The sequence below is a fragment of the bacterium genome, from assembly GCA_024228115.1.
Taxonomy (GTDB): domain Bacteria; phylum Myxococcota_A; class UBA9160; order UBA9160; family UBA6930.
This window is the reverse complement of the sequence record JAAETT010000178.1, coordinates 1-13,867: the sequence shown is the minus strand read 5'-3', so window position 1 is coordinate 13,867 and position 13,867 is coordinate 1. Positions and strand designations below refer to the sequence as shown.

Genomic DNA, 13,867 nt, shown 5'->3' with positions numbered 1-13,867 from the left:
GTAGGTCAGCGTGCCATCGCCGTTGTCGACGAGCGTGCCGTTGGCCGGAGCACTCGTGACGACGATTGAGCCGAGGTCGAGCGCGTTGTCCGGGTCCGTGTCGTTTCCGGTCAGGTTGATCGTGACGCTGGCGCCTTCGTTGATGCTGGCTACATCGTTGACGGCGGTGGGTGCATCGTTCTGGGGGTTCACGGTAACGGTGACGCTGGCGACGTTACTGGTGGCGCCCGAGGCATCGTCGATCGTGTAGGAGAAGGCGTCGCCGACAGTCTCGGAGCCGTCGTGGGTGTAGGTGAGGGTGCCGTCGCCGTTGTCGACGAGGGTGCCGTTGGCGGGCCCACTCGTGATGATGATTGAGCCGAGGTCGAGCGCGTTGTCCGGGTCCGTGTCGTTTCCGGTCAGGTTGATCGTGACGCTGGCGCCTTCGTTCACGCTGGCTGCGTCGTTGACGGCGGTCGGGGCATCGTTCTGTGGATTCACCGTGACGGTGACACTGGCGACGTTGCTGGTGGCGCCCGAGGCGTCATCGATGGTGTAGGAGAAGGCGTCGCCGACGGTTTCGGAGCCGTCGTGGGTGTAGGTCAGCGTGCCATCGCCGTTGTCGACGAGGGTGCCGTTGGCCGGTCCGCTCGTGACGACGATCGAGCCGAGGTCGAGCGCGTTGTCGGGGTCCGTGTCGTTGCCCGTCAGGTCGATCACCGCCGAGGCGCCTTCGGCGACCGTCGCCGAGTCCGGGTTGGCGGTCGGCGCGGCGTTGGTGACGCGCACCTGCTGCGCGGGCGTGAAGACGATGTTGACGGGCTGGTCCAGCCCCTCGGCCCCCTTGAGGATGAAGTCCTCGGGTGAGCTGCCGTCCCCGATCGGATACCGGACGATCTTGTCGTTCACCGTCATGGCATCCGACATGTAGACGTAACCGTCGGGGCCGAAAGCGATGCCGGCGAAGTCCGAGGCACCGATGGAGGAGAAGACGCCGAGATCGGTCCCCGTGGCGCCGTCGTAGCGGCGGATCTCGTCGCTGGTTTGGTTCGTGACCCACAGGTGCCCATCCGGCCCGAACAGGATGTCCATATACCCCGCCGACGAAGTCACCAGGAAGGAGACATCGCGAACCCCGGTCTGGCCGTCGAAGCGAAGGATCTCGCCATTTCCGTGGTTCGCCACGTAGAGATCGCCATCATGCCCGAACGTGATGCCGTCGGGCTCATCCAGGTCGGAGCTCACGAACGCACCAAGAGGCGAGCCGTCGACCCCGCTGTAGCGCAGGACCTCGTTGGAGTTCATGCTGGTCACGTAGAGGTTCCCGTCCGGTCCGAATGCGATCCGCGAAGCGCCGGACAGGCCACCACTGCCCGTCGTGACGAACTCGGTTCCCCCGGATCCGTCGGCCTCGTAGCGGTAGATGTTGCTGGACGCGAAGCCCGTGACGTAGATCCGACCATCCGGGCCCACATGGACGTCGACGGGGTTGTTCCCGTCGTTCTTCCCGAACTCCTGCAGGAACTCCCCGGTGTTGGCGTCGAAGCGCATCACGCTGTCGGTCTGGAGGCTCGTGCTGAGCAGGTCGCCTACGATGTAGGTTCCGTTCACGTCCGAGGCGGACACGAGGATGTTGTTCGTGAAGCCGGTGTTCGTGTAGGCGTGGTTCACCGAGGACGGGTTGCCCGCGATCGTCTCGACGGTGCCGTCGCCCCAGTCGATGGTCCAGCTGAGGGTCGCGACGTCCACGTCCGTCGCCGAGAGGTTCAGGGTGTAGGTGTCGCCGGCTGTCACCGTGTCGGCCCCCGAGACCGAGAGGCTCGGAGCCGATACCTGATCCCAGAGGAAGAGGAACGGCTGCCCGCGGTTGGTCCCCGTGTCGGCCTCCTGCAGGCTCGGGGTGCCCCAGGCCGAGCCGTCCCAGGCAACGAAGCTGACGCCCTTGGTCTGATCGAGCACCGAGAGCACGACGGTATCCGAGCTCGGGTCGGCGTCGAGGGTCAGGGAGTCCGGGTGGTTGGGAAGAGCCGGGCCTACCAGCTCGCCGGACCAGCCGCCGGCCGAACTCCAGGTCTGGAATCGGACTTCGTCGAGGTTCACCGCGTAGACGGCCATCGCCTGGCCGCTTCCGGATTCGAAGGCAACCGCGACGGCCTGGCGGTCGCTGTGCGGGGAGCTGGTCGCGGCCGCCTGCGGTGCCTGCCAGGCACTGCCATCCCATACGGCAACCCAGGTCTCCTTGCTCTCGGTCCCGACCCCGAGCACGATGCGGTCGCTTGTCGGGTCGGAGGCGATCGAAGTCCAGACCACATCGCCGCTGAGCCCCGCCGGAGGATCGAGCGTCTGCTCGGCGCTGAAGCTCGTTCCGTCCCAGAAGCTGTAGTGCACCGAATCGTTGTGCTCGCCCCAGACCAACATTGCGTGGCCGCTCTGCTGCTCGTAGGCGACGGATACGTCCGTGTGGCCGACGGGGTTTCCCGTATTGTGCAGGTCGATCGAGTTCCCCCAGGAAGAACCGTTCCAGACGGCCGCGTAGTCCTCTTGGAACGTGTTGCTCACGATGAGGATCATCTCGTCCGAGTTCGGGTTGGCCGCTAGCTTCATCTGGCGGGCTTCCCCAGCCTGGGCCTGCGGAACTGCACCGGGGAACGACCACGTAGACCCGTCCCAGACGGAGTAGCCGATCATCCCAAAGCCGTTGTTGTACGTGAAGACCGCGTCGCCGCTCTGGGATTCGTAGGCGACGTCGAAGCTCCACTTCTCGGGGTCGCTGACCGTGCCGAGATCGAGAAGAGCAGGAGACGTGTCGACCCACGTGGACCCGTCCCACACCATCGTGTCGATCTTGCCGGCCGCGTTGACACCGATGACGATCTTTTCGTCCCGGGTCGGGGCTTCCGCGCCGGCGATCACACGCCATTCGCCACCGACGTCGACGGTGGCTGTTTCCGTCCCGAACGAAGAGCCATCGAAGTCGTTGGTCTCGGGAACGGACGAACCCTTTTCGGCCCAGATCGCGGTGCCGTTGAGGACGCTGGCGAAGCTTGCCTGCAGCCCCTGGCTGAACGCGAGCTTCGTTTCGATGGAGCCCGCGGCGTACTCCAGGTCCCAGTCGCCGCCAAGCGCTTCCGCGCCGGTGGCGTCGATGCTGGCCGCCACATCCGTCCCGGTCAACACGGCGAGCTGATCCACCAGCGAACGTCCCTCGGTGCTGCCGGCCAGGTCGCAGCCATAGAAGAGCAGGTCGGCTTCCTTCGAGAACGCATCGCGCCAGCCGAGCACGTCGTTGGCCCGTTCGGAGAGAGAGTCGCTCGTGAGCCAGGTGGCCCCGAGCTGGACGCCGGCGTCCGTGCCGTGGGAGACGACGTGCACGGCGTCGAGATCGCCGTCGTAGCCGGCGAGCACCTCGTTGATCTGGGTCAGGCCATCGCGCGTGCCGTCGAGGACGTACACGTCAAGACGTGTGTCGTCCCCGCTGCCGGCGCGCAGGTCGGCGAGCAGCTCGGCCTGGTCTTCGACCCCCGCGTCGACGAACACCAGTTCGTGGCGGGTGGCGTGAAGCTCGGTCGTCTGGCCGGCCGTCTCGCCATCGAGCTGCAGCTCCTGTGGTGCGGCGCCCGGCTCGCCGGGCGGCGCCAGCAGCGGAAGATCCGCCGACAGCAGAATCCGCGGCTCGAGCCGCTCGACGAGTGAACGGCGGCGCCCGGATCCCAATCCGTGCGTCGGGCGGTCACTCCGTCGCTTGCTCATGCGCGTCCTCCGCCGGCTCCAAGGCTGCTTCTGTGTCATCGGTCACACGGAATGGGTCCTTTATCCCTCATTCAAGCAAACGCGCTGATCTGCCGAAGGCATGAGAGGCGCAACTCGGGCATCAGGTCCCTGTGCGGCAAGCGAAAAAGGGGATCCGCCCGCCCGGGCGAGAGCAAGGGGATCGCGAAGTTGCCGGTTCAAGCCTGGCTGGAACTGCAGTGTCAGATGATCTCGGGCGCCGAGGCCGGCCTCGTGGTGATCGGCGCGTCGCAGCGGGCGCCGGGCGCGTCAGCGATCGCATGGCCCAGCGATGCGCCGCCCAGGCCTCGGCTCGCGGTCACGGTGGAGGCTGCCCACGAGCGCGGGAAGCTCGTCATCCAGGCTCCGGGTGAAGGCAACGCGGCGTCGGACGCGGTGACCCACCTGGCGGTCCCGATCACGCTCGGGAGCCAGTGCGCGGGTGCGTTCGGCGTGACGGTGCGGGGCCTTCCCGCGGCGGAGGCCAAGGCGCTCGCAGGATTGCTTGGCCACGGGGCGCGAGGCCTGGCCCTTCTCCTCGAGACGGGCGCCGCCCAGGAGACGCTCGCCGGTCGCCTCTCGCTGGCCGGCACGTTGCTCGATCACGGGAGCCTTCGCGAGGCCGGTCACGCGCTCGTGGTCTCCCTGGCCCAGGGCCTCGGCTGTGATCGGGTGGCTCTCGGGCTGACGGCGCAGCATGCCGTCGACGTGGCGGCGCTCTCGAGCAGCCCCAGGTTCGCCGGCGAGAGCGACGACGTCCGGGATCTGCGGGCCGCGATGGACGAGGCGATTGTGGAGGACGCGGTGATCGAACTGCCCGCTGCGGGCGACGCTGTCCACGATGTGCGTGCCAACGAGCAGCTGATGCGGAGCTCGGGCGCTGCCGCCGTGACCACGATTCCCCTCGTCGCACACGACCGCGCTGTTGGTGCGCTCGTCTGTGAGTGGGCGGAGCCGGCGGCCGATGGCGTGGCGAGACGCCGAGGTGTGGAGGAGGCCGCGTTGCTATGCGGCCCGATCCTCGAGCTGATGCAGCGTGCCGAGGCCGGCTGGCTCTCGCGCGCCCGCGCCGGCGGAAGGCGTTGGGTGGATCGTCACTTCGGTGCCGACCACGGCCTGGCCAAGTCGCTGCTCGCCGCGGGCACGCTGCTGCTCCTTCTCCTGGCCGTCGTCCCCGGCACCTATCGTGTCTCTGCGCGGGCCAGTCTGGAGGGGCGGGTCCAACGTGCGCTGGTGGCCGGCGTCGATGGCTATCTGGCCGAGTCGCACGCTCGCGCGGGCGATCTGGTCGCGGCTGGCGACATCCTGGCACGGCTCGACGATCGCGATCTGCGGCTCGAGCGGCGAGAGCGCGCGAGCGAGACGGCCCAGCTGGAGACGGAGTATCGCGAGGCTCTCGCGGGAGGCGACCGCATGCAGGTGAGCCTGCTGCAGGCCCGCATGGAACAAGCGGCGGCCCAGTTCGACCTGGCCGACGAGAAGCTGGGACGCACGCAGATCTCCGCCCCCTTCGACGGCATCGTCCTGAGCGGGGATCTGAGCCAGTCCCTGGGGTCTCCGGTCGAACTCGGGGCGGTGCTCTTCGAGATCGCTCCCCTCGACGGCTACCGCATCATCCTCGAGGTCGATGGACGCGACATCGCGGACGTGGACGTCGCGCAGTCGGGGAGGCTCGCGCTGGAGGCGCTACCCGGCGAGCCGCTGGCCCTCGTCGTGGAGCGGATCACGCCCGTCTCGACGACCAGGGACGGCCGGAGCTACTTCCGCGCGGAGGCCGTGCTCGAAGCGCCCCGCGCCGAGCTGCGGCCAGGCATGCAGGGCATCGCCAAGATCGAGATCGGCCAGCGGCGCTTGCTGTGGATCTGGACCCACGAGCTCTTCGACTGGCTGCGGCTCAGGGCCTGGTCCCTGGCTCCGTAGGCGGTCGCGATGGATCCTCTTCACAGCCCTTCGTGGTACCGCGTCGCCGAGCTGCGGCCGCGCCTGAGCAGTCAGGTCCGATTCGGGCGCCACATGGTTCGCGGCCAGTGCTGGTACGTCGCTCGTCATCCGACGACCGGAAATGTGCACCGCCTGGCGCCGGCAGCCCACGCGCTGGTCGAGCAGTTGGACGGGGAATGCACGACCCAAGCCGCCTGGGAGGCGGTCGCCCAGCGATTCGGGGACGACGCGCCCACCCAGGACGAGGCCCTCCAGCTCCTCGGCGTCCTCCACGGTGCAGGCTTCCTGCGCGGCGATCTCCCGCCCGATACCGCTGCGCTCTTCGAGCGCGTTCAAGAGGAAGAGCGACAGGAAGCCCGCAGCCAGCGCAACCCGGTCTCCTTCCGCGTGCCGCTCCTCGATCCGGACGCGTTTCTCGAGCGCTGGCTCTGGTGTGTCCAGCCGATCTTCAGCCGCGCCGGTGCGCTCCTGACCGCGGGGGTGATCCTGGCGGCGGCGGTCGCCGCACTCCAACACCTCCCGGAGCTCGTTGCTGCAGGCGATTCCGTGTTCGAGCCCGAGAGCGTGCTCGCACTCTGGTTCACCTATCCGCTGGTCAAGGTCGTTCACGAGCTCGGCCATGCCTTCGCCGTGAAACGCTGGGGTGGCGACGTGCACGAGATCGGCGTGATGTTCCTGGTCTTCCTGCCGGTTCCCTACGTAGACGCCTCGGCCTCGGCGGTGTTCCCCGAGAAGCACCGACGCATGCTGGTGAGCGCGGCCGGCATCGGGGTCGAGCTCCTGCTGGCGTCGCTGGCGCTGTTCGTGTGGCTGGTGGTGGAGCCCGGCTTCGTGCGCCATGTGGCCTACGCCGTGATGCTGGTGGGTGGCATTTCGACCCTGTTGTTCAACGGCAATCCGTTGCTGCGTTTCGACGGCTACTACGTGCTCGCGGATGCGATCGAGATCCCCAACCTCGCTGCGCGCGGTCAAGCCTTCGTGGGCGCCCTCGTGAAGCAGAAGCTCCTGGGCCTGCGCGAGACACGTCTGCCGGAGACCGCACCCGGTGAAACGCCCTGGTTGGTCGGCTATGCCATCGCATCGACGCTCTACCAGCTCGGGGTGATGCTCGGCATCGCACTCTACCTGGCTGGGCAGTTCTTCGTCCTCGGCGTGGCGCTGGCAGTGTTCACGTTGCTGCTGCGGGTGGGCGTGCCGCTGGTACGCCACGGCTCGTGGCTGCTGACCGATCCCTCCGTCGGTGAGCGACGGGGCAGGGCGTTGCTAGGCGGGGGCGGCCTGCTGGTCGCAGCGCTGGTCGCCGTCTTCATCGTGCCGGTCCCACTGCATACCCACAGCCCGGCTGTGACCTGGCTTCCCGAAAGGGCCCACGTTCGCGCCGCCGGCGAGGGCTTCGTGGTCGAGGTGCTGGCCGAGCCGCACCGGGCGGTGCGCGCGGGAGACCCGCTGTTCCGGATTCGCGATCCGCTGCTCGAGGCTCGCCGGCGCGCCGCGGAGGCGCGCTGGCAGGAGCTTCGTCAGGAGCTGCAGGCCTTCGTGCAGAAGGATCGGGTCCGCACGGAGATCGCCCGCGAGCGCCTCGCCGGTGCCGAAGCCGCGCTGAACCGTCTGCGGGAGCAGGCGAGAGAGGAGGTGATCCGAAGCCCCTTGGTGGGAATGTTCCTCCTCGAAGGAGGCCGGGACTGGGTGGGGCGCTACGTCCGACAGGGCGACCTGCTGGGCTATGTCCTCGATCTCGGATCCGCTACGGCGCGGGTCGTCGTGAGCCAGGACGATGTCGCGTTGATCCGGGAGCGCACCCGGGAGGTCGGAGTGCGCATGGCGCACGCGCCGACGCGTGAGCTTCCAGGTCGCATCGTGCGCGAGGTGCCGGCCGCGGGCCATCGCCTGCCGACCGCGGCCCTGGGAACTGCGGGGGGCGGGCCCCTGGCCGTCGACCCCGCGGATCCCGACGGATTGCGCACCCTGGAGCCGATGTTCCAGTTCGATCTCGAGCTGCCGCCCGGGCACCTTCGTGCTGTGGGCGAGTTCGTACACGTGCGCTTCGACCACGGCGCCGAGCCCGTAGGCCTTCGCGCCTTCCGCTCGCTGCGGCGTCTGTTCCTGAGGCAGCTCGGTGTCTAGTCCGTGTGGAGCGACGATGTCCCTGCGGCCCGGCGTGGCCCTGGGGCCGTACCCCGAGCGCCGGGACGTGCGGCCGCCTTTCTTCTCTCGCGCGCTGCAATGGGCGCGCGGCAGCGTGGGAGCCAAGGCGAGCGTGAGCCGCGAGGCCGTCGGTGGCTTCGCAGACTCCGTCGAGCAGGCGGCGAGTGGGCTTGGGGAGCTCCGCGAGGTACAGCTCGACGAGCGGCTTGCGGCGTTGCGGGTACGTCTTCGCCGGGAGGGTTTCAAGGAGGAGCTCCTCCCGGAGGCCTTCGCGCTTCTTCGTGAGGTGGCGGGCCGAACGCTGGGCACCCCGTACTACGATGTCCAGCTCTACGGCGGGCTCGTGATGGCGCGCCGCGGTCTGGCAGAGCTCGAGACCGGCGAGGGAAAGACACTCACCGCGACCCTTCCAGCAGCGACGGCTGCCCTGGCAGGCATCCCGGTCCACGTCATTACCGCGAACGACTATCTCGTCGCGCGGGATGCCGCGTCGATGGCGCCCCTGTACCAGAGGCTCGGGCTCACGACGGGAACGGTGGTCGAGGAACAGCCGGAACGCGCAGTCCGCAGAGACGCCTACGCCTGCGACGTGACCTACGTGACGAACAAGCAGGTGGCCTTCGACTACCTTCAGGATCGGCTCCTCGTGGCCGACGGGCGCCGGCTGGCGCGACGCCTTGCACAGCCGCGGGAGGAAACGACCGACGGAGCCGTGCTGCGGGGTCTCTGCTTCGCCGTCGTGGATGAAGCCGACAGCGTGCTGATCGATGACGCCCGCACGCCGCTCGTCTTGTCGAGCGGCGGCGCACTCCCTGATGAGCGCCTGGTGCGAACCGCGCTCTGGCTGGCCGGAACCCTGGAAGTGGGCAGCGATTTCCGGCTGGACACGGCGCGGGGGACGATCGAGATCACACCCGCCGGGCATGCGCAACTCGACGAGCGAGGCCACGCACTCGAAGGGCCGTTGCACGGTGCGCGACGCAGGGAGGAATGGGTGCACCGTGCGCTCTGCGCGCTCCATCTGAACGAGAGGGATACCCACTATCTGGTTCGCGACGACCGTGTCGAGATCATCGACGCGCCCACGGGACGCCGCTCCCCCGACCGTGCCTTCGAAGGAGGGATGCACGCATTGATCGAGGCCAAGGAGGGCGTATCGCTATCGCCGCAGCGAGAGACGCTGGCTCGCATCAGCTATCAGCGATTCTTCCGGCGCTATCTGGGCCTGGCCGGGATGACCGGGACGGCGAGCGAGGTGGCACAGGAACTCTGGAACGTCTACGGCCTCGCGACGGTGCGGGTCCCGACGCGGCTGCCCTCGAAGCGAAGGAGCTTCGGAACGAGCGTGCTACCCACGGCCGAGGCGCGTTGGGACACGACACTCGAGCGGGTGCGGGCGCTGCACGGCGAGGGCCGGCCGGTGCTCGTCGGCACGGCGAGCGTGGCTGCGTCCGAAGCCCTGAGTGGCCGCCTCGCGCAAGCAGAGCTTCCTCATCAGGTGCTGAATGCTCGCCAGGATGCCGACGAGGCGAGCGTCATCGCCCAGGCCGGAGAGGCCGGGCGCATTACCGTGGCCACCCAGATGGCGGGACGGGGCACCGACATCCGGCTGACCGCTGATGTCGAGGAATCCGGGGGCCTGGCCGTGCTCGCCACCGAGCTGGGCGAGGCCGCGCGCATCGACCGCCAGCTTTTCGGCCGCTGCGCCCGCCAGGGAACCGCCGGCAGCTACGAGCACCTGGTTTCCCTGGAGGACCGGCTCCTGGAAAAACACCTCCCGGCCTGGCTTCGCCGAGCTCTGGCCCGAGGGACTCTTCCCCCGCGGCTCGTGATCGGGTTCACGAAACTGGCCCAGCTGGCCGAAGAGAGACGAGGTGCCCTGGCGCGGCGGCGTCTCCTCGAGTCCGAGCGGGCTCTCGGGGATCTGCTCGCCTTCTCCGGGCAAGCGGACACCTGATGACGGATTTGCAGGACGAGAAACAGCAGCAGCGCCGACGCCTTTGGGGCGCCATCGGGGGAACGGCCGCGTTCGTCGTTCTGGGCGTGTTCCTGATGCCCGGCCTGGCGCGCCTGCGTGAGGCTCCCTTTCGAGGGTCCGAGGCCGCGGCCCCGACTACGGAATTGTCTCCGATCAGTGTGGAAGGGCCGCTGAGCACCGTGCTGCCGAGCTCCGCGCCTGAGGAGCCTCTCTCCGCCGGTGGCTTCGCGGATCGCGCCTTCGACTGCATGATTGCCCCCAACGAGGTGATCGATATCGGGAGTCCGGTCACGGGCGTGATCGAAGAGATGCCGGTGGAGCGCAGCGACACCGTCGAGGCCGGACAGGTCCTGGTGCGCCTCGAGGCGAATGTCGAGGTGGCCGCGGTCGAGGTTGCCACTGCCCGGGCGAAGCGCCAGGTCGACATCCAGGCCAGCGAGGCGACCCTCGATCTCGATCAGAAGCGCAAGGCGCGCGCGGACCGACTCTTCGAGAACAACGCCCTGTCCCTGGATCAGCGTCAGGAAGTGGAGGCCGAGGCCAAGCTCTCGGGCATCGAGCTGAAGCGTGCACGGGAGGACCAACGGCTCGCGTCGCTGCAGCTGGCTCAGGCCCAGGCCGCTCTCGGGCGTCGGACGATCAAGAGTCCTGTCTCGGGCATCGTGGTCGAGCGCCTGATGGCGCCTGGCGAGGTGGTCGATGAGGAGACCGTCCTGCGCGTGGCCCAGGTCGATCCGCTGCGTGTCGAGGCGATCCTTCCGTCGAGCTGGTTCGGCCGGCTCGAACCCGGCAATCGAGCGGAGATCGTGCCCGAGCCGCCGCACGACCAGGCTCGCACGGCCGAGGTGGCCATCGTCGATCGCATCATCGACGGGGCCAGCGGCACCTTCGGCGTGCAGTTGCGGCTGGCGAATCCCGACCAGGAGCTGCCCGCTGGGCTGCGTTGCACGGTGCGATTCGCAGAGGCGGACCCGGCGAGGAAGGTGAGGTGACATCCGTGCGCATCCTTCTGGTCGAGGACAATCCGGTCAATCAAGCTGTGGCCGTCGCGATGCTCGAGGATCTGGGCTGCGAAATCGACGCTGCCTCGGATGGTGCCGAAGCCCTCGAGTTCATGGCGGGCTCCGAGTACGATCTGGTGTTCATGGACTGCAGCATGCCGGTGATGGATGGCTTTGACGCCACCATCGAGATCCGACAACGCGAGGCAGCTGCCGCGCACGACGGACATGTCCCGGTCGTGGCGCTGACCTCCAACTCGAGTGCGGAAGACCGGAAGAACTGTCTGAACGCGGGCATGGACGACTATCTGAGCAAGCCCTTCACCAAGGAGCAGCTGCGTCAGATCGTGGACAAATGGACCGACGGGATGCAGTCGCAGACGCAGGCCCGGAATCAATCGCCTCGACGACGCGCCACGGATGCAAGCCTTCCGACGCTCGACGCGAGGGTTCTCCGAGCTCTCGACGCACCGGGCGGCCCAGGCAAAGGCCAGTTCGGCCCGCGCCTGGCCGCGACCTTCGTCGATTCGACCCAGCGTATCTGCCGTGAGATCTCCGACGCCGCCGAGGCCAGCGACGCCGCAGCCCTATCCGCGGCGGGCCACTCTTTGAAATCGAGCTCTGCGCAGGTGGGTGCCTTCTGGCTCTCGCGTCTCGCGAAAGAGCTCGAGGCGGCGGCGCGAGCCGGGGATCTTTCCACGGCCGGCGACGTGGCCACCCGGATTCTCGCCGAGTTCGAGGATGTCCGGGAGGCACTCGCAGCGGCCGAGTTCGGGTCGTAAGAGGCCCCGGAATTCCGCGCCAGCCCTAGTCGTCTTCTGCCGCTTCCTCGCCCTTTGCCTCTTGGCTCGCGGCCTGTCCATCCAACACCGCATTCAGATCCTGCTCGTTGGTTGCGGCGCGGCGGAGCGTGGCCTCGAGATCCCGTCGCTCCTCGTTCGACAGGGACAGGATCATCAGCGGGTCTGCGCGTCTCCACAACGGCACCGTGGAGATGGCCATCGCCAGCAGCGAGCTGGCGCGCAGCACCCCGGCGAGCAGGCCCGTGGTCGCTGCCATGGCAATCCCCTCGATCGCGAGCACGAGCCAATCCCGGTCCGCGCTACCTGTCTCCTCGGCATCGCTGAGGACGTCGCGACGCATCTGGTCGAGGGATTGGAAGAAGTCGGTGTGGACGAACGACGCGCGCAGCAAGTCCACCTGGGGGCGTGCCTCGCGGTCGACAGGTTCGGGCTGCTGCTGCGTATCGCCGACCAGCAGCGCGTGGGCGAAGTCTCCTGCGGTGAACTCAGTCTGGTCCCAACGTGGCTCCCAGGCTTCGACCTCTAGCGGCGCGGGGGGCACCGCCAAAACGGGCGTGACCTGCTCGGCGATCGGGGCGGGGCTGGCGGGCGTCGGGGTCGGGAGGGCACCCGGGTTGGTCGGCGCCGGGGGGTTTTCGGTCGGGGTGGGCGGCAGCGAGCTGGGCGTCGGGGTCGACGTCGGGCTCGCGGGCGGCTCGACGGGCATCGGCGTAGGGGCTGCGCCGACCGTGACGCCGAGGCTGGTGCTCGCACTCGTGCCGCCGGCGGCCAGGTCGGCGACCGAGACGCCGATCGTCGCCGTTCCCGTGCCGCTCGGGTCGAAGCTCATGCCGTCGAGAGCCGTCGTGACGTCTGCGACCGAGCCGCGGAAGGTCATCGCGGCATCGTTCAGGCCGTCGCCGACCAGCATCGTGAGGCCTCCCGTAGCTGCCAGGCTGAGCGTTCCACCCCCGGCGCTGAGCGTTACTTCCAGCGGCGTCGCCGGCCCATCCGGGTCACCAATCGCGATTGCCGTGCCCTTGACCGACGAGAACACCAGGCTCTCGCTCAAGTCCATGCTCAGGCCCGCCGGACCGGAGACGGTCACGGCCTCATTCACGTTCAGGACATTCACCGTGACGATCGCCGAGCGCCGCTCGCCGGACAGGTCCTCGACCTCGACCGTCAGGGCGATGCTCGGATTCGTCTCGAAATCGAGGGGAGCGGAGTCGGCCACGAAGAGTTCGCCCGTGGCCGGATCGATGGCGAAAGCGCCCCCCAGGTTGCCGCCGGTGACCGCATAGGCCAGGGAGTCGCCGAGGTCCGGATCTGTAGCAGCCACCGTGCCCAAGTTCGTTCCCACCGCCGAGTTCTCGTCAACGCTCATGACCTGGTCGTTGATCAGGGGGGCGTCATTCACCGGGTTCACGGTGAGGGTGACGCTGGCGACGTTGCTGGTGGCGCCCGAGGTGTCGTCGATGGTGTAGGAGAAGGAGTCGCCGACGGTCTCGGAGCCATCGTGGGAGTAGGTGAGGGTGCCATCACCGTTGTCGACCAAGGTTCCGTTGGCGGGGCCGCTGGTGATAACGATCGAAGAGAGGTCGAGTGCGTTGTCCGGGTCCGTGTCATTGCCGGTGAGGTTGATGGTGACGCTGGCACCCTCGTTGACCGAGGCGGAGTCGTTCGCGGCGGTGGGCGCATCGTTCTGGGGATTCACTGTGACGGTGACGCTGGCGACATTACTGGTGGCGCCGGACGCGTCGTCGATGGTGTAGGAGAAGGAGTCCCCGACAGTCTCGGATCCATCGTGGGTGTAGGTAAGGGTGCCATCGCCGTTGTCGACCAGGGTGCCGTTGGCCGGGGCACTCGTGATGACGATCGAGGAGAGATCCAGGGCGTTGTCGGGATCGGTGTCGTTGCCGGAGAGGTTGATGACGACGGACGCGCCCTCGTTGACGGAGGCGGAGTCGTTCGCGGCGGTGGGCGCGTCGTTCTGCGGGTTCACCGTGACGGTGACGCTGGCGACGTTGCTGGTAGCACCGGAGACATCGTCGATGGTGTACGAGAAGGAGTCTCCGACGGTCTCGGAGCCGTCGTGGGTGTAGGTCAGTGTGCCATCACCATTGTCGACCAGGGTGCCGTTGGCCGGGGCACTCGTGATGACGATCGAGGAGAGGTCGAGGGCGTTGTCCGGGTCCGTGTCGTTGCCCGAGAGATTGATGACGACGGAGGCGCCCTCGTTGACCGAGGCGGAGTCGTTTGCAGCGGTCGGG

General features: G+C 68.2%; 7 protein-coding genes. 5 read left to right on the top strand and 2 right to left on the bottom strand.

The features are described from left to right. Positions 1 to 3,729 (bottom strand): DUF4347 domain-containing protein (locus GY937_09200; GenBank protein ID MCP5056886.1); only part of this gene is annotated, 3,729 nt, incomplete at its 3' end. 189 nt (positions 3,730 to 3,918) lie between these two features. On the opposite strand from GY937_09200, the gene GY937_09195 reads away from it, so the two are divergent. Genes GY937_09195 through GY937_09175 form a run of 5 tightly spaced genes read left to right on the top strand, consistent with a single transcriptional unit; the run spans position 3,919 to position 11,594 of the window. Then, positions 3,919 to 5,667 carry an HlyD family efflux transporter periplasmic adaptor subunit gene (locus GY937_09195; GenBank protein MCP5056885.1) on the top strand — a complete coding sequence of 583 codons (1,749 nt, stop codon included), beginning with the start codon at positions 3,919 to 3,921 and terminating at the stop codon, positions 5,665 to 5,667. Between the two features lie 9 nt (positions 5,668 to 5,676). Next, complete coding sequence (locus GY937_09190; protein MCP5056884.1) at positions 5,677 to 7,812, top strand: PqqD family peptide modification chaperone; 2,136 nt, start codon at positions 5,677 to 5,679, stop codon at positions 7,810 to 7,812. A gap of 16 nt (positions 7,813 to 7,828) precedes the next feature. Next, on the top strand, positions 7,829 to 9,790 hold the full coding sequence (locus tag GY937_09185) for a prepilin peptidase (protein ID MCP5056883.1): 1,962 nt from the start codon (positions 7,829 to 7,831) through the stop codon (positions 9,788 to 9,790). Next, positions 9,790 to 10,803 (top strand): efflux RND transporter periplasmic adaptor subunit, encoded by a 1,014-nt coding sequence (locus GY937_09180; protein MCP5056882.1) that lies wholly within the window; start codon positions 9,790 to 9,792, stop codon positions 10,801 to 10,803. The genes GY937_09185 and GY937_09180 overlap by 1 nt, the downstream gene beginning before the upstream one ends. After that, positions 10,800 to 11,594 (top strand): response regulator, encoded by a 795-nt coding sequence (locus tag GY937_09175; protein ID MCP5056881.1) that lies wholly within the window; start codon positions 10,800 to 10,802, stop codon positions 11,592 to 11,594. Before GY937_09180 ends, GY937_09175 begins: the two co-directional genes overlap by 4 nt. Before the next feature lie 25 nt (positions 11,595 to 11,619). Here the strand turns inward: GY937_09175 and GY937_09170 are convergent. Next, a partial coding sequence (locus GY937_09170; protein ID MCP5056880.1) for a tandem-95 repeat protein occupies positions 11,620 to 13,867 on the bottom strand: 2,248 nt, incomplete at its 5' end.

What these genes read in the sequence shown, in the direction of transcription:
- GY937_09190 (MCP5056884.1), top strand. Translation starts at nt 5,677, where the DNA reads ATGGATCCTCTTCACAGCCCTTCGTGGTACCGCGTCGCCGAGCTGCGG.
- GY937_09180 (MCP5056882.1), top strand. Translation starts at nt 9,790, where the DNA reads ATGACGGATTTGCAGGACGAGAAACAGCAGCAGCGCCGACGCCTTTGG.
- GY937_09185 (MCP5056883.1), top strand. Translation starts at nt 7,829, where the DNA reads ATGTCCCTGCGGCCCGGCGTGGCCCTGGGGCCGTACCCCGAGCGCCGG.